24 protein-coding genes and 1 riboswitch are annotated in these 24,193 nt (G+C 55.7%); of the genes, 8 read left to right on the top strand and 16 right to left on the bottom strand.

Annotation, left to right across the window (positions count from 1 at the left end; all coding sequences use genetic code 11):
* Window positions 1–178: 178 nt before the first annotated feature.
* Complete coding sequence (locus AAGQ96_RS06515) at window positions 179–889, bottom strand: Bax inhibitor-1/YccA family protein (protein WP_147200553.1); 711 nt, start codon at window positions 887–889, stop codon at window positions 179–181.
* Between the two features lie 226 nt (window positions 890–1,115).
* Here AAGQ96_RS06515 and AAGQ96_RS06510 point away from each other — a divergent pair, with 226 nt between their 5' ends.
* Window positions 1,116–3,059: a methyl-accepting chemotaxis protein gene (locus AAGQ96_RS06510; protein WP_342755098.1), complete on the top strand. Its 1,944-nt coding sequence runs from the start codon at window positions 1,116–1,118 to the stop codon at window positions 3,057–3,059.
* A 192-nt stretch (window positions 3,060–3,251) separates the two neighbouring features.
* On the opposite strand, the gene AAGQ96_RS06505 is transcribed toward AAGQ96_RS06510, so the two are convergent.
* From AAGQ96_RS06505 to moaA, 6 genes are all read right to left on the bottom strand, one after another.
* A complete protein-coding gene (locus AAGQ96_RS06505; protein WP_147196407.1) occupies window positions 3,252–4,340 on the bottom strand; it encodes a DUF1615 domain-containing protein in 1,089 nt (362 codons plus the stop codon).
* Window positions 4,341–4,423: 83 nt separating this feature from the next.
* Window positions 4,424–4,876, bottom strand: coding sequence for a molybdopterin synthase catalytic subunit MoaE (gene moaE / locus AAGQ96_RS06500; protein ID WP_147196405.1), 453 nt, complete (start codon window positions 4,874–4,876; stop codon window positions 4,424–4,426).
* Window position 4,877: 1 nt separating this feature from the next.
* Complete coding sequence (gene moaD / locus AAGQ96_RS06495; protein WP_147196403.1) at window positions 4,878–5,123, bottom strand: molybdopterin synthase sulfur carrier subunit; 246 nt, start codon at window positions 5,121–5,123, stop codon at window positions 4,878–4,880.
* Window positions 5,120–5,596: a cyclic pyranopterin monophosphate synthase MoaC gene (gene moaC, locus AAGQ96_RS06490; RefSeq protein ID WP_147196401.1), complete on the bottom strand. Its 477-nt coding sequence runs from the start codon at window positions 5,594–5,596 to the stop codon at window positions 5,120–5,122. Before moaC ends, moaD begins: the two co-directional genes overlap by 4 nt.
* A 4-nt stretch (window positions 5,597–5,600) precedes the next feature.
* Window positions 5,601–6,116, bottom strand: coding sequence for a molybdenum cofactor biosynthesis protein B (gene moaB, locus AAGQ96_RS06485; protein WP_147196399.1), 516 nt, complete (start codon window positions 6,114–6,116; stop codon window positions 5,601–5,603).
* A gap of 17 nt (window positions 6,117–6,133) precedes the next feature.
* Entirely contained in the window at window positions 6,134–7,123 is a 990-nt protein-coding gene (moaA, locus tag AAGQ96_RS06480; protein WP_147196397.1) for a GTP 3',8-cyclase MoaA, read from the bottom strand.
* Window positions 7,110–7,244: riboswitch (molybdenum cofactor riboswitch) on the bottom strand. (Overlaps the previous gene by 14 nt.)
* 180 nt (window positions 7,245–7,424) lie before the next feature.
* Between moaA and yvcK the strand changes: the two genes are divergently transcribed.
* Window positions 7,425–8,348: a uridine diphosphate-N-acetylglucosamine-binding protein YvcK gene (gene yvcK, locus AAGQ96_RS06475; RefSeq protein ID WP_147196395.1), complete on the top strand. Its 924-nt coding sequence runs from the start codon at window positions 7,425–7,427 to the stop codon at window positions 8,346–8,348.
* Between the two features lie 70 nt (window positions 8,349–8,418).
* Here yvcK and uvrB read toward each other — a convergent pair whose 3' ends face one another.
* Window positions 8,419–10,443, bottom strand: coding sequence for an excinuclease ABC subunit UvrB (uvrB, locus tag AAGQ96_RS06470; RefSeq protein ID WP_147196394.1), 2,025 nt, complete (start codon window positions 10,441–10,443; stop codon window positions 8,419–8,421).
* 918 nt (window positions 10,444–11,361) lie between these two features.
* Between uvrB and AAGQ96_RS06465 the strand changes: the two genes are divergently transcribed.
* Window positions 11,362–12,081, top strand: coding sequence for an ATP-binding cassette domain-containing protein (locus AAGQ96_RS06465; RefSeq protein ID WP_147196392.1), 720 nt, complete (start codon window positions 11,362–11,364; stop codon window positions 12,079–12,081).
* Between the two features lie 30 nt (window positions 12,082–12,111).
* Here the strand turns inward: AAGQ96_RS06465 and bioD are convergent, their stop codons facing one another.
* From bioD to bioB, 4 genes are read right to left on the bottom strand one after another with little or no spacing between them, the layout of a single operon-like run.
* Window positions 12,112–12,786, bottom strand: a complete 675-nt coding sequence (bioD, locus tag AAGQ96_RS06460) for a dethiobiotin synthase (RefSeq protein ID WP_147196390.1) — start codon at window positions 12,784–12,786, stop codon at window positions 12,112–12,114.
* A complete protein-coding gene (bioC, locus tag AAGQ96_RS06455; protein WP_147196388.1) occupies window positions 12,779–13,534 on the bottom strand; it encodes a malonyl-ACP O-methyltransferase BioC in 756 nt (251 codons plus the stop codon). Before bioC ends, bioD begins: the two co-directional genes overlap by 8 nt.
* Entirely contained in the window at window positions 13,518–14,669 is a 1,152-nt protein-coding gene (gene bioF / locus AAGQ96_RS06450; protein ID WP_342755097.1) for an 8-amino-7-oxononanoate synthase, read from the bottom strand. The genes bioC and bioF overlap by 17 nt, the downstream gene beginning before the upstream one ends.
* Complete coding sequence (gene bioB / locus AAGQ96_RS06445; RefSeq protein ID WP_342755096.1) at window positions 14,670–15,701, bottom strand: biotin synthase BioB; 1,032 nt, start codon at window positions 15,699–15,701, stop codon at window positions 14,670–14,672. It lies immediately after the preceding gene.
* Between the two features lie 88 nt (window positions 15,702–15,789).
* Between bioB and bioA the strand changes: the two genes are divergently transcribed.
* The 4 genes from bioA to AAGQ96_RS06425 all read left to right on the top strand — a co-directional run bounded on the left by bioA (window position 15,790) and on the right by AAGQ96_RS06425 (window position 19,412).
* Entirely contained in the window at window positions 15,790–17,079 is a 1,290-nt protein-coding gene (gene bioA / locus AAGQ96_RS06440; protein ID WP_342755095.1) for an adenosylmethionine--8-amino-7-oxononanoate transaminase, read from the top strand.
* 107 nt (window positions 17,080–17,186) lie between these two features.
* Complete coding sequence (locus AAGQ96_RS06435; protein ID WP_147196380.1) at window positions 17,187–18,230, top strand: NADP-dependent oxidoreductase; 1,044 nt, start codon at window positions 17,187–17,189, stop codon at window positions 18,228–18,230.
* 10 nt (window positions 18,231–18,240) lie between these two features.
* On the top strand, window positions 18,241–18,921 hold the full coding sequence (locus AAGQ96_RS06430) for a type 1 glutamine amidotransferase domain-containing protein (RefSeq protein WP_147196378.1): 681 nt from the start codon (window positions 18,241–18,243) through the stop codon (window positions 18,919–18,921).
* Window positions 18,922–18,935: 14 nt separating this feature from the next.
* Entirely contained in the window at window positions 18,936–19,412 is a 477-nt protein-coding gene (locus AAGQ96_RS06425) for a kinase inhibitor (protein WP_342755094.1), read from the top strand.
* A gap of 190 nt (window positions 19,413–19,602) precedes the next feature.
* Here AAGQ96_RS06425 and pgl read toward each other — a convergent pair whose 3' ends face one another.
* The gene (pgl, locus tag AAGQ96_RS06420) at window positions 19,603–20,598 is read right to left on the bottom strand and encodes a 6-phosphogluconolactonase (protein WP_342755093.1); all 996 of its coding nucleotides are present in this window, start codon (window positions 20,596–20,598) and stop codon (window positions 19,603–19,605) included.
* A 147-nt stretch (window positions 20,599–20,745) separates the two neighbouring features.
* Between pgl and AAGQ96_RS06415 the strand changes: the two genes are divergently transcribed.
* The gene (locus AAGQ96_RS06415; RefSeq protein ID WP_342755092.1) at window positions 20,746–21,564 is read left to right on the top strand and encodes a pyridoxal phosphatase; all 819 of its coding nucleotides are present in this window, start codon (window positions 20,746–20,748) and stop codon (window positions 21,562–21,564) included.
* On the opposite strand, the gene modC is transcribed toward AAGQ96_RS06415, so the two are convergent.
* The 3 genes from modC to modA are packed head-to-tail and all read right to left on the bottom strand — an operon-like array spanning window position 21,565 to window position 24,079.
* Complete coding sequence (gene modC, locus AAGQ96_RS06410; protein WP_147196370.1) at window positions 21,565–22,623, bottom strand: molybdenum ABC transporter ATP-binding protein ModC; 1,059 nt, start codon at window positions 22,621–22,623, stop codon at window positions 21,565–21,567.
* Window positions 22,611–23,312 (bottom strand): molybdate ABC transporter permease subunit, encoded by a 702-nt coding sequence (gene modB, locus AAGQ96_RS06405; RefSeq protein ID WP_147196369.1) that lies wholly within the window; start codon window positions 23,310–23,312, stop codon window positions 22,611–22,613. Before modB ends, modC begins: the two co-directional genes overlap by 13 nt.
* The gene (gene modA / locus AAGQ96_RS06400) at window positions 23,309–24,079 is read right to left on the bottom strand and encodes a molybdate ABC transporter substrate-binding protein (protein ID WP_342755091.1); all 771 of its coding nucleotides are present in this window, start codon (window positions 24,077–24,079) and stop codon (window positions 23,309–23,311) included. The genes modB and modA overlap by 4 nt, the downstream gene beginning before the upstream one ends.
* Window positions 24,080–24,193: the final 114 nt, after the last annotated feature.

Here is a 24,193-nt window from a genome sequence, read left to right as displayed (position 1 = left end):
CAAAGCGCGAGGAACACAGGCCTGGAACAAAGCGTCCTGGGCCATGGACGGCCCAGGCCGAGCCGGCACGGACGCCGTTTTTGCGTCTTTGTGGAAGGCCTGTGTTCCTCGTGCCTGTACAATGTTAATTCACTACGAATACGAAAAAGGGGCGAATTTTCGCCCCTTTTTTTATTGCTTAACGACGGTTGCCGAAAATACGCAGCAGCATCAGGAACAGGTTAATAAAGTCCAGATAAAGCGTCAGTGCGCCCATAATTGAGTAGCGACGCAGGTTCTCTTTATCATCAACATTGATATTCTCGCCGATGTTCTTCAGCTTCTGCGTGTCGTACGCCGTCAGTCCGACAAACACCAGCACGCCAATATAGGTCACCGCCCACATCAGTGCCGTACTTTTCAGCCAGTAGTTCACTACTGACGCCAGCACAATACCGATCAGCGCCATAAACAGCAGGCTGCCCATGCGGCTTAAATCGCGTTTGGTGGTGTAACCCCAGAAGCTCATCACCCCGAACATGCCGCCCGTCACCACAAAGGTACTGGCGATAGAGGAGTACGTATAAACGAGGAAAATACTGGCCAACGTCAGTCCGGTTAGCGCCGAGTAAAGCATAAACAGGCCGGTTGCGACCGCACCGCTCAGCTTATGCACCATCCCCGACAGCACGAACACCAGACCTAATTGCACAATAATCAAGCCAAAAAAGGTAATACGGTTGGCAAAAACCAGCTCCATTACCGCTGGGGTATTTGCCGCAAACCAGGAAACAAAGGCGGTCAGCAGCAGGCCGCAGGTCATCCAGCCATAAACCTGAGCCATATAAGTTTGCAGGCCGGTTGTGGCCCCGGTCACGATTGAGCCATTCGAACGCGGATATCGATCCATCATGCTCTCCTTTTAACAAATGAATGGGTTGCGATAAGTCTGGCACAGTCCGATGAGGTTAAGCCAGTGCCGCCGGTGGCTTTTTACCTTATGAGCAGCGAGGCGCTGCACAAATAAGGTACGCCACTGCATAAAGATCGACCAGATTGTGCCGATAGTCTCACTATAGGGAGCACGCTTGACCTGGAAGTCTCAGCTTATTTTATTACTTTTCCGGGGTAGCCTGATGACCACAACAAACCACAAGCGAAAAATGAGTACTCGCACGGTGATGCTCCTGACGGGGGCTTTAACCATCACCCTCGGCTTCACTATTACAATCGGTTTGTTGAGCTGGCAGTCCAGCCAACAGCAGCGCAAGCTGGCCGAAGACTATCTGGGGCAAATTGCCGAAAGCAATGCGTTAAGCGTACAGCAAGATCTGGACTATGCCCGCACTATCGCCAGAGATGTCGGCCAGAGCATTTTAGCTTTGCCTGCGGCGGGCATTACCGATCGCAAAGTGGCTGACGAGCAGCTGAAATACTCCCTGAAACAAAATCCAGACTACCTGTCAATTTCCGTTACCTTTGAACCCAATGCGTTCGATGGTAAAGATGCAGAATTCGCTCATCAGCCAGATGCCGCGCCTGAGGGGCGTTATGCTTATTTTGTCGATCGCGACAGCAGCGGCAATTTTGCCATGCATCCGCTCACGTCCATACTGACGCCGGGCCAGGGGGATTACTATCTTATCCCACGCCAGCTAAGAAAAGATGTGCTGATTGAACCTTACAGCTACGCCTATAACGGCGTGCCGACGCTGCTCACCTCCGTTGCAGCGGTAATTATGGATGGTGACCAGCTGAAAGGCGTCGCAACGGCGGATATTTCTCTGGCATCGCTGCAAAAACGCGTGGGTGATATCAAGCCGTGGCAGGGAAGCGGCTACGCGCTGCTGCTGTCTAATAAAGGGCTGGTTGTCTCAAGCCCGGTCAAAGCCGAGGCGGGTAAACCTTATAAAGGCATAACCGACAGTTTTACTCAGGGTGTTGTTGAGCATTATGACAGCGTACTGGGCGAAGACGTGCTGGAAACCTGGCGTCCGGTTAAAATTGGCAACAGCGACCTTCCGTGGTATCTGGGCATCGTTACGCCGGTAAAAGCAGTCATGGCTGAAGCTAACCGCCAGCTGATTCATGCGCTGATTATGATGGTGCTGAGTATCGTCATCGTCTGTACGGTACTGGGCCTGATGTTTAGCCGTAAGATTTCTAAACCGGTGGGCGGCGAACCTTCGCAGGCGGCGGAAATCGCGCTGGGCGTGGCGGAAGGCAATCTGTCAGCAGATATTCCGGTCGCCGCACGGGATCGGGAAAGTATCTTCTTTGCCATGCAAACCATGCAGCAACAGCTGCGAACCATGGTGGGCGAAATCATTTCTGCCAGCGACTCGGTGCGCCAGGGCGCGGAAGAAATTGCTTCCGGCAACCTTGATTTGGCCTCGCGTACTGAACAGCAGGCTGCCGCGCTGGAAGAAACCGCAGCCAGCATGGAACAGTTAACCGCCACCGTGAAACACAACGCCGATAATGCGCATAACGCCACGGAACTGACCAACAACGCCACCGATATTGCGAAGCGCGGTGAGCAACTGGTGCAGCAAGTTGTGCAGATTATGCAACAAATCGACGACAGTTCTCGTAAGATTGGCGCCATCACCAGCATCATTAACGGTATTGCATTCCAGACCAATATACTGGCGCTGAATGCAGCCGTCGAAGCCGCCCGCGCGGGCGAACAGGGCCGTGGCTTTGCGGTGGTTGCCGCCGAAGTGCGCAGCCTGGCGCAGCGAAGTGCGAATGCGGTAAAAGATATCTCCGCACTGATTGGCGAATCCACGCAGCGTGTCGATTTGGGCGTATCACTGGTGCAGGATGCGGGCAGAACCATGCAGGAAATGACCACGGCGGTGAACTCGGTAAAAACCATTATCGGGGAAATCGTACATGCGTCCGATGAGCAGTCTCAGGGCATCGGCCAGGTAACCGTAGCGGTGAACCAGATGGATGGCGCAACGCAACAGAACTCCGCGCTGGTGCAGCAGATGTCGGCAGCAGCGGCCTCGCTGGAAGAACAGGCGAAGCAGCTGGCACAAACCGTACAGCTGTTCCGGCTGGAAGCGGTGTAACGCAGTTTACTTAGCGCAGGCAAAATTGTTCCCTGAGCGGCAAACCTACCGCCAGGGAACGAAAAACCGGCTGAAAAGACCCGTTTTCGAGGTTGTTAACATAGTGCTGGCACAAGGAACATGAGCCTTGCGCTTTGAGTGTGTTAGCAGGCTGAAAGCGGCTTACGAGGTTATTTCTTCATTCGTAACAGGCTATTTACCCCGAGCCAGACAGCTCTGGTAGCGGCCATCAACCCGTTGAGCAAACCAGGCTGTAGTCAGGTTACGAGTGATTTTCGGGCTTTCCAGCTTGATACCGGGCAGCATTTCACGTGGCGTTCGGGCATTTTTATCCGCCAGCGCAAACACCTTCTGCCACAGCTCGGTTTTTTCGAAATCCAGCGTCTCGCCCTTTTCCAGCGCGTTACGAATTTCCCGATTGCTCATATCCATGCGTTTCGCCAATGTGCGCACCGCCAGCTCGGTTGATCCTGCCGCATCGGAATCGTACTGAATCAAATCCCCATCCAGCGCCAGCTTAATGCCGGTCAGACGAGACACGGCCGCCTGAAACGCCGCGTTGCGGCTGGCGTACCAGCCTGCGTTAAAGTCGGCGAAGCGATAAATCTGTTTGCTGTAGTGAGCCGGATAGCCCAGCAGATGCATTGTGCCAAACCAGACGCCGCCGCGACGGGAAAAGACTTCACGTCGTATGCTGCCATCAATCGGGTAAGGATAGCCTTTAGCATGTGCCTCAGCGAAAGCGATACTGACCTGCATCGGCCCGCCGGTATGGATCGGGTTCAGGTTGCCAAACAGCTTCTGCCCCATCGGCACCATATTGATAAAGTCGTCGAAAATCGCGCTTAGCTCTTTCTCACTGCGCACGCTGTCGAGCCGCTCGGTATAGCTTTTGCCGTTCGGCGAGGTGATCATCAGCGCTGTACGCACCAAAAAAGAAGGGATATGCAATTTGCCTGCCCGACGGTCGATTTCGCCCCAGGCAATTTTTGGCAGGCCCGGCACGTTCGCATCGGCGCTAAAGGTAGATTCCTGGTCCGCCACGGCAATCACCGAACAGAGATTTGCCACCGACGCGTCGAGGCCCTGACCGTTAAAGGTCGCGAATATGTCATTAGTCCAGCCCTGGCGATCGCTGACTTTCGCCGGCAACAGGCGATTGATTTGCGCTTTAACATCGGCCGGACGCCGTTCAGGAAGCGGGTGCTCAGGTTGATTACTACAGCCAGCCAGCACCAGCAGAGCCAACAGCGAAACGCGCTTGAATGCAGAGTAAGTCATTACTTTCCTTGTTATTTGATGTCCTGTAAAGGGTACACAGCGCGTTGATTTTCCGCTATCGGAGTTACCTGTTTTCGGCAGAACTATTCCCAGCGCGCAGCGGCCTGCTGGTCGCTCTCTTTAGATTCCACCCAGCGATTACCTTCCGGCGTCGCTTCCCGTTTCCAGAAAGGCGCACGGGTTTTAAGATAATCCATGATAAATTCGGCAGCGGCAAAGGCGGCACCGCGATGAGCGCCACTGACGCCAACCAGCACGATTTCATCACCGGGGAACAGATCGCCAGTACGATGGATCACGGTGACCCGCTGCATTGGCCAGCGCGTGCGCGCTTCCGCCACAATCTCTTCCAGCGCTTTTTCGGTCATTCCCGGATAGTGTTCCAGCGTCAGCGCCGAAACGTCATCGCCCAGGTTATGATTACGCACCTTGCCGGTAAAAGTGACGACCGCGCCATCTTCATCACAGGCGGCCAGCCAGCGGTACTCTTCCGCCATATCAAAAGGTTCATGCCCTACCCTGATCCGCGTGGTCATCTTAACCTCCGGTAACCGGCGGGAAGAACGCCACTTCGTCACCGGCTTTAAGCGGATGATCGAAGGAGACCAGCGTTTGGTTCACCGATGCCAGCAGCTTGTCTGGCGAAAGCGCCAGCGCCCAGCGGTCGCCCTTAGCAGCCAGCACGGCGCGCAGTTCTTCCACCGTCGCGTAATCTTTCGTCATCGTAAAGCTGCCCGTGCCCACCAGCTCACGCACCTGAGCAAAAAACAGAACGTTAATCATAACGCGTTGAAATCTCCTGATTTACCGCCGCTTTTACTCAGCAGGCGACAATGTTCAATACTGATATCTTTCTGCACCGCTTTGCACATGTCATAGATAGTCAGCGCGGCAACCGATGCTGCGGTCAGCGCTTCCATCTCCACACCGGTTTTGCCGGTCAGGCGACATAGCGATTCAATGCGTACGCGGCTGTTGGCCGGATCGGCAGTCAGCGTCACCTCGACTTTACTTAACAGCAGCGGATGGCACAGCGGGATCAGTTCCCATGTGCGTTTAGCCGCCTGAATACCGGCAATGCGCGCCGTCGCAAAAACATCCCCTTTATGATGGCTGCCATCAAGGATCATTTGCAGCGTGTCGGGATGCATGACCACAAAGGCCTCGGCTCGCGCTTCACGTACGGTTTCACTTTTGGCGGAAACATCCACCATGTGCGCCTCGCCTGAGGCATTGATATGGGTAAGTTGCGGCATAACGTTAGGGCTTCTTCACATGCGAAACAAAATTACAGGGACGGGTGCGGGCATCCAGCTGATCCTGAATGATGCGTTCCCAGGCGCTCTGGCAGGCGCCGGTAGAACCGGGCACGGCAAAAATCAGCGTCTCATTTGCCATTCCGGCCACGGCCCGCGACTGGAGCGTCGAGCTACCAATATCTTCATAAGAGATCATGCGGAACAATTCGCCAAAGCCGTCGATTTCACGGTCAAACAGCGGCAACAGCGCTTCAGGCGTGCTGTTTTTGCTGTTAAAACCGGTACCGCCGTTCACGATCACCACCTGAATATCAAGGCTGGCGATCCAGCTGGAAACCACCGCGCGGATCCGGTAACGGTTATCTTTCACAATGGCGCGATCGAGCACCTGATGTCCTGCTTCGGTTAACGCTTCCCGCAGATAGTCACCGGAGCTGTCGCTGGCCGCATCGCGGCTGTCGGATACGGTCAGTACTGCAACATTTAGCGGCACAAATTCCGCCGTCGATTTTCCCATTGATCACATCCTTAGCGTTAGCCGCCGATATAAGACAGATTCTGCGTAATACCCGTATTGCCCTGATGGAGAAAATGCGTCTGCTTTTTCGTACGCAGGCTGGCGGCAATACGCGCCTGCAACGCATCCTGCTGGTCGTCATCCTGCAACAGGTCGCGCAGCGAAACGCCACCGTCGCCAAACAGGCAAAGATGGAGCTTACCGGTAGCAGAGACCCGCAGACGGTTGCAGCTGGCGCAGAAATCTTTTTCGTAAGGCATAATCAGGCCAATTTCGCCCTGGTAGTCAGGATGGCAGAAAACCTGAGCCGGGCCGTCGCTGCGCCCGCGCACCTTCCTGATCCAGCCTTGTGCCACCAGCCGATCGCGGATAACCTCGCCAGAAATATGGTGTTTACGAAACAGCTCGCCACCGTCGCCGGTTTCCATCAGCTCAATAAAGCGTAGTTGGATTGGGCGATTTCGGATCCAGTCGAGGAAGGTTTCCAGATGATGATGATTAATATCGCGCATCAGCACGGTGTTGACTTTAACCGTGCTGAAACCGGCCGTGAAGGCAGCGTCAATGCCGTCCATCACCTGGTGAAATTTATCCTGGCCGGTAATAGCATGAAACTGGCGAGCATCCAGGCTGTCGATGCTAACATTGAGCGCCGTCAGGCCTGCTTCGCGCCATTTCGCTACGTCACGTGCCAGCCGATAACCGTTGGTGGTCACGGCGAGCTGACGTATTGCGCTATTTTCACGCACGGCAGCGATGATTTCGGTAAAATCGCGTCGCAGGGAAGGTTCTCCACCCGTCAGGCGCACTTTTTCCGTCCCCGCAGCCGCAAAGGCACGGGTAACACGCCGGATCTCATCCAGCGACAGGAAACTTTTATTCGCAACGCCCTGCGGTTTATAACCGTCAGGCAGGCAGTAATTGCAACGGAAGTTGCAGACATCAGTGATCGACAGACGCAGATAATAAAAGCTGCGGTCGAAATTATCAGTAAATTGTGGCACCAGAACACCTTTCCAAAATAACGGGAGATGCAGGCATTTCTTTCTGCACCCTGGCAACTCGGGGTTGCGGCCGGGGCACCTTATCCGGAGACTTAGGCGCCAGGGCTAAGTGTGATTTACCCTTAACTGCGTAAATCATGGTGGGGAAATTCTACCGCTTATCAGGCAGCGTTGCCAGAACAGAGTTTCGCTATGTATTTTGATATATAACGTTTTTTCGCCGCATTTTCGCGCCACATTCGCGTAAAATAAGGCAAAACTGGCCGACAGGTTTATCGCCGTATTAACATATTGAAGGAATTTTATGCGTAATCGCACACTGGCCGATCTCGATCGCGTCGTCGCTATAGGCGGCGGGCATGGCCTGGGCCGCGTGATGTCGGCGCTTTCTCCTCTGGGATCGCGCCTGACGGGCATTGTAACCACCACCGACAACGGCGGGTCGACGGGACGTATTCGCCGTGCCGAAGGCGGTATTGCCTGGGGCGATATGCGCAATTGCCTGAACCAGCTGATTACCGAGCCCAGCGTCGCGTCTGCGATGTTTGAATACCGCTTTGGCGGTCAGGGTGAGCTGGCTGGCCACAATCTGGGCAACCTGATGCTGAAAGCGCTGGATCATTTGAGCGTGCGCCCGCTGGAAGCGATCAATTTGATTCGTAATCTGCTGAAGGTAGATGCGTTTCTGATCCCCATGTCCGAGCAGCCGGTTGATTTAATCGCCCGTGACAATGAAGGCCAGTTCATTTATGGCGAAACGGCCATCGATCAGATGTCCGCTCCGCCGCAGGAACTGATGCTTTCTCAGGGTGTGAAAGCGACCCGGGAAGCCATTCAGGCCATTGCCGAAGCGGATCTGATCCTGATCGGCCCGGGCAGTTTTTATACCAGCCTGATGCCGGTATTGCTGATGCCCGATATGGCTCAGGCGCTGCGTCGCACGCCAGCAACCATGGTGTTTATTGGCAATCTTGGTAAGGAGTTAAGCCCGGCAGCCGCGCAGCTGACGCTGGCGGACAAGCTGGCCATCATGGAAAAGTATATCGGCAGGAAAGTGATTGACGCGGTGGTTGTCAGCCCGCGGATCGATACGCACGGTTTAACCGACCGCCTGGTGATTCAGGAACCGCTGGAAGCTGGAGATATTCCTTATCGTCATGACCGCCAGCTGCTGCACAGCGCGCTGGAGCATGCGGTGCAGGCATTTGGGCAAAAACGAGGCGATTAAAGCCCGAGAGATGAACGAAGGAGGCCCAGCCTCCTTCCGTTTTATGACGACTAAAAGGGCGATTCCGCCATTACGAAGCCGCGATAAACAGCTCGCGCACCTCGTGCAGCTGGTCACGCACGTGGGCAGCCTCTTCGAATTCCAGATTCTGCGCATGCTCCTGCATTTTGGCCTCCAGCTCGCGGATGCGTTTTTGCAAGCCTTTCGGTGACAAATCGATAACCGCCGCATCGTCTTCCACAATGCGCAGCGGCGTTTTGCCCCTTCCCTTGGTTTTGTTCTTGTTGATCCCCTGCCCCAGCTCAAGAATATCGGCGATTTTCTTGTTCAGGCCCTGCGGTACAATCCCTTTTTCCTTGTTATAAATTTCCTGCTTCTCGCGACGGCGCTCCGTCTCACCAATTGCGCGCTCCATTGACGGGGTGATTTTGTCGCCGTAAAGGATCGCTTTGCCGTTAACGTTACGTGCCGCACGGCCAATAGTCTGGATCAGTGAACGCTCGGAACGCAGGAAGCCTTCTTTATCCGCATCAAGGATCGCCACCAGCGAAACCTCAGGCATATCCAAACCTTCTCGCAGCAGGTTAATACCGACCAGCACATCAAATTTACCCAGTCGCAGGTCACGAATGATTTCCACGCGCTCTACCGTGTCGATATCCGAGTGCAGATAACGGACGCGCTCACCGTGCTCGGTAAGATACTCCGTTAAATCCTCCGCCATGCGCTTGGTCAGTACCGTGACCAGCACGCGTTCATTGATTGCCACACGTTTACGGATTTCAGAAAGCAGGTCGTCCACCTGCGTTGCGACCGGCCGCACTTCAATCAGCGGATCCAGCAGCCCCGTCGGACGCACCACCTGATCGATCACTTCTCCGCCAGATTTTTCCAGCTCGTATTTGCCGGGCGTGGCGGAAACGTAAATAGTCTGTGGTGCCAGCGACTCAAACTCTTCGAACTTCATCGGGCGGTTATCCAGCGCTGATGGCAGTCGGAAACCATATTCCACCAGCGTTTCTTTACGCGCGCGGTCGCCGCGATACATGCCGCCAATCTGCGGAATGGTAACGTGCGATTCATCGATCACCAGCAGGCCATCCGCCGGCAGATAGTCGAACAGCGTGGGCGGCGCTTCACCCGGCCCACGGCCGGAAAGGTAGCGCGAATAGTTTTCAATGCCTGAGCAGTAGCCAAGCTCGTTCATCATTTCGAGATCAAACTGTGTGCGCTGGGAAATGCGCTGCTCTTCCAGCAATTTGTTATTATCCAGCAACGTCTTACGCCGCTCGCCCAGCTCGATTTTAATGTCTTCCATTGCCTGCAAAATACGTTCGCGAGGCGTGACGTAGTGCGTTTTAGGGTAAATGGTGTAGCGAGGAATGACCGAATCAATCTGCCCGGTCAGCGGATCGAAAATCGATAACCGCTCCACCTCTTCGTCAAACAGTTCAACCCGCAGCGCGTAGTCATCCGATTCTGCCGGGAAAATATCAATCACCTCGCCACGCACGCGGAACGTCCCGCGCTGGAAGGCCTGATCGTTGCGGGTATATTGCAGCTCCGCCAGCCGCCGTAAAATAGCACGCTGATCGATAACCATTCCGCGCGACAGATGCAGCATCATTTTCAGATAGAGATCGGGGTCGCCAAGGCCGTAAATGGCCGACACTGAGGCCACCACGATCACATCACGCCGCTCCAGCAGCGCCTTGGTTGCCGACAGTCGCATCTGTTCGATGTGTTCGTTTACCGAGGCATCCTTTTCGATAAAGGTGTCCGAGCTGGGCACATAGGCTTCCGGCTGGTAGTAGTCATAGTAAGAGACAAAATATTCCACCGCGTTATCAGGAAAAAATTCTTTCATCTCTCCGTAAAGTTGCGCTGCTAAGGTCTTATTCGGCGCCAGAACCATCGTGGGACGGTTGAGATCGGCAATCACGTTTGCCACGGTAAAGGTTTTACCCGACCCCGTTACCCCAAGCAGCGTTTGATGCGCCAGCCCATCTTCAAGGCCTTCTTCGAGGCGGCGAATGGCCTCCGGCTGATCGCCAGAAGGTTTGAAATCGGAGTTGAGTTTAAAGACTTTGCTCATTGCATGGCTACCTGGTGATAAAAAAGCACGGACTGGAGAGTAATTTTACTCCGCTATGCCGAATTTGCCAGCAAAAAAGACTGGATATATCTACAGTTATTTTGCAGGATGTGTAGGTGAATGCCCGGCCCGCGTTTCGTCAGGACCGCTCGATGCTTAAGCATTAGGCATGGCGGAAGGTTATCCCCAGGCGGGATGAAAGTTTAACATTTGTCAATACGTGCTGACAAAATGCTGCACCTGGATTATGCCGCCCATTTCAGCAGCTTGATTTTCGTTAACTAGCTGATTTTATGTGGAATGAAAATTCAGATGAGTTTCGCAGCAACCCGTGCTCAGGCCGCGTCCGCTCTCGCCTCAGGCAGGTTTTCATCCTGTCATGCACACGGTTATCCACAGGAATAGTGGATAACTGATTGTAACGCCCGAGCCGTCTGCTGTGTATAAATCTTCAGTCGGGCATGAGTGCGTACGCAAATATTTTTTTTTGCTTTTTTTTTGTCGTTTAAGAACCTCTTTCCTGCCGGTCAGGCACACTTATTTTGCCAGCGCCAGCCTTTTTCACCCTTTATTTTCTGTCTGCCAGCACCCCATCTTTGCCTCCCATTCAGGCAATTGCACCACTGATGATAAGTCACGAGCACTGACAGAGTGCAAAAGACAGTTTCACCGGTAAATTATTAACATTTCCTGACCAATAACTGGTGCTAATTTCCTCACAACGGCCATTTTGTCACCGCCCCTTTTAAGTTGGCCTGTGAATTGCAAGGTACTCAGACCGCCTCACGCTTTCAAAACACCAGAGCGAGAAGCACAAAGCCGCAGACGTTTCGCAGGAAACGTTGACGACTGCTTGCCACACGACGTAGAGCGGATGCAATCAGGTGCGATCGAAAACTGTCTGGAGGAGAGTGTCAGATGCTGAGCTTACGTTCTGTTAACCAGTTTTACGGGCAGAATCATATCTTGTGGGATGTCGATCTGGATTTGCCGCCGGGCACCTGTACGGGCGTGCTGGGGCGGCCAGGGATGGGAAAAACCACGCTGGTCAACTGCATTATGGGTCACCTGCCCATCAACAGTGGCTCGATGATCTGGCAGGAAGACAACGGTCCGCCGCAAAACCTCCTTATGCAGCCTGTTGAACAGCGTGCTGCGCTGGGAATTGGTTATGTGCCGCAGGGCCGCCACCTTTTTTCACAGCTAAGCGTCGAAGACAATCTGCAAATTGCCCTGCTGGCAGGCGCGGGTCAGCAACGGCACCCTGCCATTCCGCCGATGGTGTTTGAACTGTTTCCGCTGCTCTACTCGCTGCGACATCAGCGCTGCGGCGAGCTGCCGGTCGATCAACAACAGCAGCTGGCGCTGGCACGAGCACTGGTTTTGCAGCCGAAATTGTTGATTCTGGATGAGCCAACCGAAGGCATGGCGCCGTGGCTGGAAGAGGAAATGGGCAATCTGATCCACCGGCTTAACCACGATTTTGGCTTAACGATCCTGCTACTTGAGCAGCGGATTTCGTTTATCCGTAAGGTGGCCGACTACTTCCTGCTGCTCCATCGCGGGCGCAACGTGGCGCACGGTAAGGTCGCGCAGCTGGATGAAAGCATGGTGAACACCTGGCTGACGGTGTCCTGAATTTGTGGCGGAATCCCTTCCGCCACGCGGCTATTCAGGCAGGCGCAGATACTGCCCTAAGTGGTCGAAATCTTTACCGTCGTGCAGATAAGGGATTTCGCCCAGCAGCGGTGCAGGCAAACGCTGCGTCAGGGTAGCCATATATTCCTGATGCCGCTTGCCCCGGGGCTGGATGTCGTTTGCAATCCAGCCCGCCAGACGCAGTCCGCTGGCCTGAATTGCCTGCGCCGTCAGCATGGCATGATTGATACAGCCCAGTTTCACCCCAACCACCAGCACCACCGGCAGCTGTTCCAGCTGTACCCATTCGGCAAAGGTGGTGGTTTCAGAAAGCGGTGTAAACCAGCCGCCTGCGCCTTCGGTCAGTACCCAGTCAGACTGGCTACTCAGCGTTGCCAGCCCCGCCGAAAGCTGGGAAAAGGTAATCGGTCTGCCTTCCTCCGCACTGACGATATGCGGCGAAGTGGGCTCGACGAAGGCCAACGGGTTAACCGTTTCATACGGCAGCGTCAGCACGCTGTTACGCTGTAAAGCCAGCGCATCGCTATTACGCACGCCCGCTTCCGTCACCTCACACCCGGAAGCGACCGGCTTGTACCCTACGCTGCAAAACCCTGCCGCTTTCGCTGCCTGTAACAGTGCGGTACTGGCTACGGTTTTACCGACTTCCGTATCCGTGCCGGTGATAAACCAACGCTTACTCACAATTTATTACTCCATAAACCAGTTGATAGCTGAGCAGATAGCCACGGTCATCACGCGGCCAGTGCTGCGCCAGCTGATGTAAATGCCGACGGCTCAGGCCACCGCTACGCCCCTCGTGCAGATGCGTCGCGCCGATGCCCTTTAGCGATTTCAGGGCGCTGAGCACGTCGGCAAAAGCGAGCGTTAACGTTTGTTGTTCAAGACGTAATCCAAAAGGCTGGCCCGCCTGGTGAATAGCCTCCGTCGGGAGAAAACGGTTGACCGGTGCAGGCAGATCCAGCGAGCGCCAGGCGATATGCATCTCACTAAGCGATCCGGCCGCCAGCGTCGAGAACAGCACCTGTCCGCCAGGTCGGGTGACGCGCCGCAGTTCTTTCAGCGCCAGACGCAAATCGTCACACCACTGCACGGCCAGATTGCTCCAGCACAGATCGAACCGCCCGCCGGCAAACGGCAGCGCTTCGATGTCGCCCTGCTGATAATCATCGGCGGTGTTCTCTTCACGCGCCTGCGCCAGCATGGCAGAAGATAAATCCAGCGCCGTAACCCGATTGCCCGCGCTGCGCCAGCGCTGGCTGAACCAGCCCGGACCGCAGCCGGCGTCCAGAACATTCAGTCCCTGCTGACGCGCCGCATAAGATGCCAGCTTTTCGCCACACAGACGCTGTAGTTCCGCATGCTGGTTATAGCTTTGCGCTGCCCGGCCAAAAGCTTGAGCAACGGCATGTTTATTAACCCTTAGCGTCATCGAGCACCTCCAGCAGCCGTTGGATATCAGCGGGCAGATGCGCCGCGCTCAGGGTGATGCGCAGACGGGCGGTGCCTGGCGGCACGGTTGGCGGACGGATTGCCGTGACCCAGCAGCCCTGCTCGCGCAGGTTTTCCGCGAGCTCAAGTGCTCGCACCTCGTCGCCAACAATCAGTGGCTGAATCGCGGTCGTGGATGCGAGGGTTTTCAGCCCGCATTCAGCGGCGCCCTGACGGAACTGCTGAATATTTTGTTGCAGGCGCTGACGCAACTCGTCGCCCTGACGAACGCAGGTCAAGGCCGCCTGCAACGCGCAGGCCTGAGCCGGCGGCATCGCGGTGCTGTAAATCAGATGGCGAGCAAACTGAAGCAGATAGTCGGCGATCTCTTCGCTGCACAACACCGCCGCGCCGCTCAGTCCGAAGGCCTTGCCAAAGGTGACAACCAGTAGTTCGGGCTTCACCTGCTGTTGCCAGCAGCTGCCACGGCCCTCTTCGCCAACGGTTCCGATGCCGTGCGCGTCATCCACCATCAGCCAGCCATGGTGTTGATGCGTTAACTGATGCAGTTTGGCCAGCGGCGCGCTGTCGCCATCCATGCTGAATACGCCTTCCGTTACCACCAGCGTCTCGCCCTCTCCCTCTTTGCCTGCCAGCAGCTTTGCGAGCGACGCGGGCTGATTATGCGCAAAGCGACGCAGCGTAGCCGGGCTGAGCGAGGCCGCCTCCAGCAGTGAAGCATGGGCAAGCTTGTCGGCAAAGAGGCGATCGTCTTTCGCCAGCATGGCGCCGATCACCGCCTGGTTAGCGGCAAATCCTGAGATAAACAGCAGCGCGCGCGGATAGCCCAGCCAGTCGGCCAGCTGATGTTCAAATTCCTGATGAGGTACGCTATAGCCGGTTACGTGTCCCGATCCCCCTGCGCCCACACCATAACGTTCCGCACCCTGTTGCCAGGCGGTTATTACCTGAGGATGGTGGCTGAGGCCCAGATAGTCGTTGGCGGAAAAGTTAAGGTAGCGCCGTCCATCTACCTGCAACAGGCGGGCGTTCCCCTGGTCAGTGACGCGGCGCTGACGGAACTGACCTTTGGCCCGACGCTCTGCAAGCGCCAGGCTGATTCGTTGCCAGCCCATTTACACTGCCGCGTTGTAGAACTGTTCGGTATCGGCGTTGAGCAACTGGCCCGCCAGCGTTTGCTGCTGTTCGTTGTCGCCCGCTTCCGTGGTGGTGTGCTGAGGGTTCAGCCCCAGTTTGCGGAACAGCATCATGTCTTTATCTTCTTCCGGGTTCGGCGTGGTCAGCAGCTTGCAGCCGTAGAAAATCGAGTTTGCCCCCGCCATAAAGCACATTGCCTGCGTCTGTTCAGTCATCGACTCACGACCCGCAGAAAGACGGACGTGCGACGTCGGCATCATGATGCGTGCCACAGCGATAGTTCGAATAAAATCAAAGGGATCGACATCGTCATTGTCCGCCAGCGGCGTTCCCTTGACCTTTACCAGCATGTTAATCGGCACGCTTTCGGGCGGCGTCGGCAGGTTCGCCAGCTGCACCAGCAGGCCCGCGCGATCGTTCACGGTTTCGCCAAGACCTACAATGCCGCCTGAGCAGACCTTGATGCCCGCATCACGGACTTTGCCCAGCGTATCCAGACGTTCCTGATAGCTGCGGGTGGTGATAATACTGCCGTAAAATTCCGGCGAGGTGTCGAGGTTGTGGTTGTAGTAATCGAGACCAGCATGCGCCAGACGCGCCGCCTGATCGTTACTGAGCGTGCCCAGCGTCATACAGGTTTCCAGCCCCATCTCCTTTACGCCTTTTACCATCTGCTCAAGGTAAGGCATATCGCGCTCGTGCGGGTTTTTCCATGCTGCACCCATGCAGAAACGGTCAGAACCGGCCGCTTTTGCTTTGCGCGCGGAGATCAGGACCTCTTCCACCTCCATCAGACGCTCGGACTCCAGGCCGGTCTTATAACGGGCGCTCTGCGGACAGTATTTACAGTCTTCCGGACAGGCACCGGTTTTAATCGACAGCAGCGTGCTGACCTGAACCTGACGCGGATCGAAATGTTGACGGTGGATCTGTTGCGCTTCGAACATCAGCTCTAAAAACGGCTTGTCAAAAAGGGCCTGGGCCTGGGCGATTGTCCAGCGAGTTGCCATTGCTTGCTCCAAAAATAATGCTGTTTTGTCGTTATTGCCTGGTTATACTTGTAAACTAAATTTTTTGAAAATGGTTTACAAGTTTTTTATGACCCCTTCCGATCTCGCCTTTGACCGCGACCATATCTGGCATCCTTACACCTCAATGAGCAAGCCGCTGCCGGTTTATCCGGTCACTAACGCCTTCGATACCACCCTGCAACTGGCCGACGGGCGACAGCTGACGGACGGGATGTCGTCGTGGTGGGCGGCGATTCATGGCTACAATCACCCTCGCCTGAACCAGGCAATGCATGCGCAGATTGAACAGATGTCACACGTGATGTTTGGTGGGATTACGCATCCTGCCGCCGTGGCGCTGTGCCGTAAGCTGGTAGCGATGACGCCGGCCGGTCTGGAGTGCGTTTTCCTGGCGGATTCGGGATCGGTCGCGGTGGAAGTCTCGATGAAAATGGCGTTGCAGTACTGGCAGGCGCGCGGCGAAAAGCGCCAGCGTTTTCTGACGCTGCGCAATGGCTATCACGGTGATACCTTTGCGGCGATGTCAGTGTGCGATCCGCAGAACTCCATGCACAGCCTGTACCAGGGCTATCTGCCGACGCATCTTTTCGCCGCGGCGCCCGCCTGTCGTTTTGATGACGAATGGCTGGAGAACGATGCGGATGATTTCACGCGGCTGATTGAGCAGCATACGAATGAGCTGGCCGCGGTGATTTTGGAACCGATTGTGCAGGGCGCGGGCGGCATGCGCTTTTACCATCCACGCTACCTACAGCGCGTTCGTGAACTCTGCGATCGCCATAACATCCTGCTGATTGCCGATGAGATTGCCACCGGTTTCGGCCGTACCGGCAAGCTGTTTGCCTGTGAACATGCAGGGATTGCGCCCGACATTATGTGCGTTGGCAAGGCGCTGACGGGCGGTACCCTGACGCTTTCCGCCACGCTGACCACACGCGATGTGGCAAACACCATCAGCAACGGCGAAGCGGGCTGCTTTATGCACGGCCCTACCTTTATGGGGAATCCACTGGCCTGCGCCGTTGCCAGCGAGAGTCTGGCGCTGTTGCAGGAGAATCACTGGCAGCAGCAGGTGGCGAACATTGAAGCGCATCTGCGTTCCGCTCTGTTGCCTTTGCAGGATCTGCCGGAAGTGAAGGATGCCCGCGTGCTCGGCACCATCGGCGTCATTGAGACCCATCACCCGGTAAATATGGCTGCACTCCAGCGATTCTTTGTCGAACGTGGCGTCTGGATCCGCCCGTTTGGCAAACTGATCTACCTGATGCCGCCTTATATCATCCAGCCTGAGGCACTTCAGCAGTTAACAGACGCTATTGCAGCGGCGCTGGTCTGTCCCGCGCTGTTTATGGCCTGAGTTCCCCAGCCGCCTTTCTCCCCATGCGCCGCACGTGCGACCAGGCGAGAGAGGCGCTGATGCACTACGCTTTCTACCTACGAGCAGTAAATATAAGGAGAAAGATCATGCCGCAAGATAAACAGACTAACCGCCGCATTGTGTTGGCCTCACGCCCTCACGGTGCGCCAACCGAAGCGAATTTCCGTCTTGAGTCGCAGCACGTACCCACGCCAGGGAAAGGTGAAATTCTGTTGCGTACCGTCTGGCTTTCGCTGGATCCCTATATGCGTGGCCGCATGAGCGACGCGCCTTCTTATGTTCCGCCGATTGCAGTCAATGACGTGATGGGCGCAGGCACCGTCGCTATCGTTGAACAATCTAACCATGAAGACTATGCGCCGGGCGACTGGGTTGTCAGCCAGAGCGGCTGGCAGGATTTCGCCATTTCCGATGGCAAAGACCTGTTTAAACTGACCGGCCCGGTGCTGAAGCACCCTTCCTGGGCGCTGGGCATGCTTGGGATGACCGGCTTCACCGCCTATATGGGTCTGCTGGATATCGGTAATCCGCAGCCTGGCGAAACCGTGGTGGTGGCAGCGGCTACCGGCGCAGTGGGTTCCATGGTCGGACAGATAGCCAAACTGAAAGGCTGCTATGTTGTGGGCATTGCTGGCGGCGAAGAAAAATGCCGCTACGCCGAAGAAGTGCTGGGCTTTGACCGTTGCCTGGATCATCGCTCCGGCGATCTGGCCGAGTCGCTGAAGCGCTATTGCCGCGACGGCATCGATGTCTATTTCGAAAGCGTTGGTGGTCCGGTATTCCAGGCCGTTCTGCCGCTGATGAATACCAAAGGCCGCATCCCGGTTTGTGGCTTGATTGCCGACTACAACAGCACGGAAACCGCCCCTGGCCCGGATCATCTGCCACAGTTCCAGAGCGCAATCCTGCGTAAGCGCCTGCGCGTTGAAGGCTTTATCATCACTCAGGACTACGGCCATCGCTTTGGCGAATTCTTCCAGCAAATGAGCCAGTGGGTAGCCGAAGATCGCTTCGTGTTCCGCGAAGATATCGTCGACGGCCTGGACAATGCTCCGGAAACCTTTATTGGCATGTTAGAAGGCCAGAACTTTGGCAAAGTGCTGATCAGAGTCGCCGGCGACAAACCTTAAGGAGAGCGAGATGAAAATTTTAATGGTGCTGACCTCCCATGACCAGTTGGGCAACACGGGTAAGAAAACCGGTTTCTGGCTGGAGGAGTTCGCGGCACCTTACTACGTCTTTCGCGATGCGGGAGCTAATGTGGTACTGGCCTCGCCTGCGGGCGGCCAGCCACCGCTTGATCCGGTCAGCGACGCGCCGGATGCGCAGACGGTGGATACGGAGCGTTTCCGTAAAGACATCGTCGCCCAGCAGGCGCTGGCAAACACTCAACAGCTGGATAGCATTGACAGCACCACGTTTGATGCCGTGTTCTATCCCGGCGGTCACGGCCCGTTGTGGGATCTGGCTGAAAATCAGCACAGTATTGAACTGATTGAGAATTTCTATGCTAACGGCAAACCGGTTGGCACCGTGTGCCACGCGCCGGGCGTATTGCGCCATGCGAAAAAACCAGACAGCACGCCACTGGTTGCGGGCAAACGCGTCACCGGTTTCAGCAACAGCGAAGAAAGCGCCGTTGGGTTAACAGATGTGGTACCTTTTTTGGTTGAGGACGAGCTGAAAGCGCTGGGCGGCCACTATGAAAAGACCGACGACTGGGGAAGCTATGCCCTGACCGATGGTCATCTGGTGACCGGGCAAAACCCTGCATCGTCCGCAGCCGCAGCCGAGGAGCTGCTGAAACTACTGCATCTGTAACACCAGGAGGTGAAATGAAACTGTTCAGCCAGGATTTTAACGATGGCGATAAGCTGCCGGAACGCCAGGTATTTAACGGCATGGGCTACACCGGTGATAACCTTTCGCCGCATCTGGCTTGGGATGAGGTGCCGTCGGGCACCAAAAGTTTTGTGGTAACCTGCTACGATCCCGATGCGCCAACCGGTTCCGGCTGGTGGCACTGGGGCGTGGCGAATCTGCCTGCTGACACGCGTGTTCTGCCACAGGGCGCGGGTTCTGGCGTGGCCGACCTGCCTTCCGGCTCGGTGCAAACGCGCACCGATTTTGGTAAAGCGGGATACGGCGGCGCGGCACCACCAAAAGGTGAAAGCCATCGCTATATCTTTACCGTCTATGCCTTAGACGTGGAGACGCTGGAAGTGGATGAAAACGCCAGCGGGGCGATGCTGGGCTTTAATGTCCATTTCCATCAGCTGGACAGCGCATCGATTACCGCTATCTACAGCTAACTGCAATAAATAAGGGCGGGCTTACCCCTGCCCTTATTGCAGACGGTGAATAAGTCAAAGCATGAGGATCATGGGACGGGAACAAAGCGTCCTGGGCCATGCACGGAGCCGGCAGGGACGCCGCTTTTTTACGTCTTTGTGGACGGCCCATGTTCCTCATGCCAGCACTATGCTGCCAATCTCATCGCCTTCAAAGCGCCGCGATCGTCACCCACATTGGGCCCTGACCCACCGCGTAGCGCGCCAGCGGTGCCAGCAACCCTTGCTCACCGGTAATTTTGTACACTTCAATGTGATGCGATTTCTGTCCTGAGGCAATCAGGTAGTTACCGCTGTGATCGATATTAAAACCACGCGGCTGCGTTTCGGTTGGCTGATAGCCTTCAATCGTGAGCAACCCGCCATCTTCGCTGACGCTAAACACGGTAAGAATGCTGGCCGTGCGATCGCAGCTGTAAAGATGACGACCATCTGGCGTCAGGCGAATATCGGCCGCCCAGCGCGTGTCGCTAAACCCTTCCGGCATCATATCCAGACTTTGTACGCGTTCGACTTCGCCATGCGCGTTATTCAGCTGCCAGACGTCAACCGTACTGTCCAGTTCGTTAACGCAGTAGGCATACTGCTGGTTTGGATGGAACACCATATGGCGCGGGCCGGCGCCTTCAACCGTAGTCACCTGAGGTTGCTTATGCGCCACCAGCCCGCCGTTATCCTGCAAATCGAACAGGCAGATACGATCCTGTTTCAGTGCCGGGACAAACAGCGTTTTATTGCTGAGATCGATGTTGGCCGAGTGACAACCGTCCAGGCCGTGGATCACCGAGACGGGCGCGCCAGGCAGGCCATCCGCGCCGACCGGCGTAACGCTGACACAGGCATCGTTATAGGAGCCGACAAAGATAAAGCGCCCTTCCCGATCGGTCGAAATATGCGTAGGGCTGCCGGGCAGTGATGCGTGACCTGCTTCTGCCAGTTTTCCTTCCCCATCAATTTTGTAAGCGATCACGCGAAAATCGGGGCGCACGCCAACATAGAGAAAACCTTTATCAGGACTGACCACCATCGGTTGCACCTGACCTGGCGCATCCACAACCTGCAACAGGGTTAACGCCCCGTTGTCGTTCAAATCCCAAACGTGAATTTGCTGGCTTTCCGGACTGGCGGTATAGACGACTTGTTTCATGAATTCTCCTTGTTCTGAGTTTCTGACCTGCTTCAGCGTAGCGCGTTTTGACAAAGCGGGTAGCGTGATTTGTGCCGGTCAATTTTGTTAACCCGGTCACACCGTGTACACTCATTAGCTCATATTAAGTCACTTTCGGAACTGTTTATGAGTTATCGCATCATTGCTTTAGACCTGGACGGCACTCTGTTAACGCCGGGTAAAACTATTCTGCCGGAATCACTGGCCGCGCTGGAAAAAGCGCAGCAGGCTGGCGTGAAGGTGGTGATTGTGACCGGCCGCCATCATGTGGCCATCCATCCTTTTTATCAGGCGCTGGCGCTCGATACACCTGCAATTTGCTGTAATGGTACCTATTTGTATGATTATCATGCAAAAAAGGTCTTAAAAGCCGATCCGCTGCCAGCAGCACAGGCGCTCAGGGTGATTGAGATGCTGGATAAAGCCGCGATCCACGGGCTGCTGTATGTGGATAATGCGATGCTTTATCAGACCGAAACCGGCCACGTTACGCGGACGATTAACTGGGGACTTTCGCTGCCTGAACCTCAGCGCCCGGTGTTTAATCACGTCGACAGCCTGGCGAAAGCGGCCCAACAGGCTGACGCTATCTGGAAGTTTGCGCTTTCACATCCTGACACTCGCGCGCTACAGCAGTTCGCGGAAAAAGTGGAAAACGAGATGGGGCTGGCCTGCGAATGGTCATGGCACGATCAGGTCGATATTGCCAAAGCGGGCAACAGCAAAGGTAAGCGTCTGGCAGAATGGGTCGAGTCGCAAGGTTATCAGATGCGCGACGTGCTGGCCTTCGGGGATAACTATAACGACCTGAGCATGCTGGAAAACGTCGGGCTGGGCGTGGCAATGGGCAATGCCGATGACGCCATCAAAGCCCGTGCCGGTCGCGTCATCGGTACCAATCTTGAACCGGGCATTGCCGACACTATCTACAAAGAAGTGCTGTAATCAGGTGACAATCGCCACGCTTTTGATTTGCGCATAAAGCCACATACCCGGTTTAATCATTAACTCATCGCGAGCCCAGGGCGTGATCCGCGCCCACAATTCGCTTTGACCGACCAGCAGCTTCACCTCAATTTGATCCTCAATTTCCAACAGTTCAGCAACCTTCGCCGGGATCACGTTGCGGATAGTGCTGTTAACCGGCGGCTGTAGGATCAGCGAAACGTCCGCCGCCTGAATACGAATGCGCAGCGGCGTCTTCTGCGGTGCATCGATGCGGCTGACCCAAATATGCTGATCGCCTAAGGACAGCGCGGTCATCGCATAATGAGGATGCTGCTCAAGCACCTGCACTTTCAGCACGGTGCTTTGCTCGGCGCGGGGCAACCAGGGCCGCATCGCGCTGCTGGCCCAGACTTTCTCCAGCGTGCCCAACGCTTTGACTTCACCGTTGTCCAGCACCAGCACATTATCCGCCAGCTGAATAATTTCATCCAGGCTGTGGCTGACGTAAAGAATGGGGATCTCAACCTGTTTTGCCAGCTTTTGCAGATAAGGCAGCAGCTCACGTTTGCGCGGCAGATCCAGCGAGGCCAGCGGTTCATCCATCAATAAAATCTCAGGCGCAGTCAGCAACGCACGGCCAATCGCTACCCGCTGCTTTTCACCGCCAGAAAGCGAGGCGGGAAAACGTGACAGCAGCTCGCCAATGCCCAGCAGCGCGACCAGCGAATCAAACTGCGGCCGCATGCTTTTCGCCATGCCATATTCCAGATTGCCCTTCACCCGATAGTGAGGAAACAGCCTGGCATCCTGAAATACATAGCCAATTCGGCGTTTCTCCGGCGGCAGGTTCAGGCCCGACGCGGCATCGCTGAGCAGACGATCGTTGAGCACAATCCGGCCTTCCTGCGGCTGCGTCAGGCCACCAATTGCGTTGATCAGGGACGTTTTACCCGCGCCCGACACGCCAAAAATAGCGGTAATACCGCGGGCTGGCAGCTGTGCATTAATTTTCAGCGTATGCTCGCCCAGCCGCTGCGTGAAATTCAGTTCGAGCATGTTCCCCCCAGCCTTTTGCGGCCCCAGCGTGCAAGCCATTCCGACAGCCAAAGCGAACAGAGCGCCAGCACAATAGCAATCACGCAGAGACGCGCCGCCGCGTTTTCCGCACCGGGCGTTTCAATCAGGGTATACATCGCGGAAGGAATAGTGCGGGTTTCGCCAGGAATATTTGACACGAAGGTGATAGTGGCGCCGAACTCGCCCAGCGAGCGGGCGAAAGCCAGTACCGTTCCGGCAATAATCCCGGGCAGCGTAAGCGGTAAAGTGATGGTGAAGAAGACCCGCCAGCGCCCGGCGCCCAGCGTGCGTGCCGCCAGCTCCAGCTTGCTGTCGACGCTTTCCAGCGCCAGACGGATTGCTCTGACCATCAGCGGAAAAGCGATAACCGCGGAAGCCAGCGCGGCTCCCCGCCAGCTGAAAGCAAAGGTAAAACCGAACCAGTCATACAGGTATTCGCCGATAAAACCGCGCCGCCCAAAGCCGATCAGCAGCAGATAGCCCACCACAACCGGTGGCAGCACCAGCGGCAGATGGATCAGGCTGTCGAGCAGGGTTTTGCCTGGAAAACGGCAACGCACCAGTATCCAGGCCATCAGGATCCCGAACGGCAGGCTGAACAATACCGCAACTGTTGAAACTTTCAGGCTTAACGCAATCGCCTGCCATTCGGGGTCACTAAGGATCATAATACCGGTGTAAATCCGTAACGTTTGAAAACGGCCGCCGCATCTGGCCCTTTCAGATAGTTGTAGAAAGCGGTAACGCTGGCAGAATTACGATCTTTCAGCATCGCCATGGGATATTCCACTGGCTTGTGGCTGTCAGCGGGAAAGACGCCGGCCACGGTGACTTTTTTGCTGGCGATGGCATCGGAGCCATACACGATGCCGTAAGGCGTTTCGTTACGCTCGACCAGCGCCAGCGCAGCTCGCACGCTGTTTCCCCGGGCCAACACCGGCTCTAACTCAGACCATGCACCAAGGTTTTGCAACGCTTCTTTCGCGTAAATACCGGCGGGTACATGATCGGGATCGCCCACCGACAAACGCTGGCCTTTCAGCAAGCTTTTCCAGTCGGTGGTTTTGTTAATCGCCACCTGCGGAGCCTTCGCGTCGGCCGTAACCAGCACCAAATCGTTACCCAGCAGCGTGACGCGGCTGGCATCATCCAGCGTTTTCTTCTGCGCAGCATAATCCATCCACTGCTGATCGGCAGAGATAAACAGATCCGCAGGCGCACCCTGCTCTATCTGGCGTGCCAGCGTCGAAGAGGAGGCAAACGAAGAGACGATTTTCACCTCTTTTCCCTGCTGATACTGCTGAGCAATATCCTGCAATGCATTCGTCAGCGACGCAGCCGCAAATACGGTGAGAGTTTCTGCCGCCACGGCATGGCCTGCCACGCTGGCCGTTAAAACTGTACCGATAAAGAAATGACGTAATTTCACAGACATGGTGTTCTCCAGAGGGTGTCGTTATGTAGGAGATACTATAACGAGAAAAAACCTTGTCACGTAATTTATCGGCAGGAGAAGAGAGAAGTTGAGATCGCGCAAAAAAAACGCGCC

The organism is Pantoea sp. MBD-2R (genome assembly GCF_039134845.1).
Lineage (GTDB): Bacteria > Pseudomonadota > Gammaproteobacteria > Enterobacterales > Enterobacteriaceae > Erwinia.
This window is presented reverse-complemented; position numbering and strand designations above follow the sequence as displayed.

Excerpts from the sequence above, each read along its gene's own strand:
- AAGQ96_RS06435 (WP_147196380.1), top strand. The coding sequence starts at position 17,187 with ATGCCGCAAGATAAACAGACTAACCGCCGCATTGTGTTGGCCTCACGC.
- bioC (WP_147196388.1), bottom strand. The coding sequence starts at position 13,534 with ATGACGCTAAGGGTTAATAAACATGCCGTTGCTCAAGCTTTTGGCCGG.
- moaE (WP_147196405.1), bottom strand. The coding sequence starts at position 4,876 with ATGACCACGCGGATCAGGGTAGGGCATGAACCTTTTGATATGGCGGAA.
- modB (WP_147196369.1), bottom strand. The coding sequence starts at position 23,312 with ATGATCCTTAGTGACCCCGAATGGCAGGCGATTGCGTTAAGCCTGAAA.
- moaC (WP_147196401.1), bottom strand. The coding sequence starts at position 5,596 with ATGCCGCAACTTACCCATATCAATGCCTCAGGCGAGGCGCACATGGTG.
- AAGQ96_RS06465 (WP_147196392.1), top strand. The coding sequence starts at position 11,362 with ATGCTGAGCTTACGTTCTGTTAACCAGTTTTACGGGCAGAATCATATC.
- AAGQ96_RS06415 (WP_342755092.1), top strand. The coding sequence starts at position 20,746 with ATGAGTTATCGCATCATTGCTTTAGACCTGGACGGCACTCTGTTAACG.
- AAGQ96_RS06505 (WP_147196407.1), bottom strand. The coding sequence starts at position 4,340 with ATGACTTACTCTGCATTCAAGCGCGTTTCGCTGTTGGCTCTGCTGGTG.
- AAGQ96_RS06425 (WP_342755094.1), top strand. The coding sequence starts at position 18,936 with ATGAAACTGTTCAGCCAGGATTTTAACGATGGCGATAAGCTGCCGGAA.
- bioB (WP_342755096.1), bottom strand. The coding sequence starts at position 15,701 with ATGGCAACTCGCTGGACAATCGCCCAGGCCCAGGCCCTTTTTGACAAG.
- pgl (WP_342755093.1), bottom strand. The coding sequence starts at position 20,598 with ATGAAACAAGTCGTCTATACCGCCAGTCCGGAAAGCCAGCAAATTCAC.
- bioF (WP_342755097.1), bottom strand. The coding sequence starts at position 14,669 with ATGGGCTGGCAACGAATCAGCCTGGCGCTTGCAGAGCGTCGGGCCAAA.
- moaB (WP_147196399.1), bottom strand. The coding sequence starts at position 6,116 with ATGGGAAAATCGACGGCGGAATTTGTGCCGCTAAATGTTGCAGTACTG.
- bioA (WP_342755095.1), top strand. The coding sequence starts at position 15,790 with ATGACCCCTTCCGATCTCGCCTTTGACCGCGACCATATCTGGCATCCT.
- modC (WP_147196370.1), bottom strand. The coding sequence starts at position 22,623 with ATGCTCGAACTGAATTTCACGCAGCGGCTGGGCGAGCATACGCTGAAA.
- AAGQ96_RS06510 (WP_342755098.1), top strand. The coding sequence starts at position 1,116 with ATGACCACAACAAACCACAAGCGAAAAATGAGTACTCGCACGGTGATG.
- modA (WP_342755091.1), bottom strand. The coding sequence starts at position 24,079 with ATGTCTGTGAAATTACGTCATTTCTTTATCGGTACAGTTTTAACGGCC.
- uvrB (WP_147196394.1), bottom strand. The coding sequence starts at position 10,443 with ATGAGCAAAGTCTTTAAACTCAACTCCGATTTCAAACCTTCTGGCGAT.
- yvcK (WP_147196395.1), top strand. The coding sequence starts at position 7,425 with ATGCGTAATCGCACACTGGCCGATCTCGATCGCGTCGTCGCTATAGGC.
- moaD (WP_147196403.1), bottom strand. The coding sequence starts at position 5,123 with ATGATTAACGTTCTGTTTTTTGCTCAGGTGCGTGAGCTGGTGGGCACG.
- AAGQ96_RS06515 (WP_147200553.1), bottom strand. The coding sequence starts at position 889 with ATGGATCGATATCCGCGTTCGAATGGCTCAATCGTGACCGGGGCCACA.
- AAGQ96_RS06430 (WP_147196378.1), top strand. The coding sequence starts at position 18,241 with ATGAAAATTTTAATGGTGCTGACCTCCCATGACCAGTTGGGCAACACG.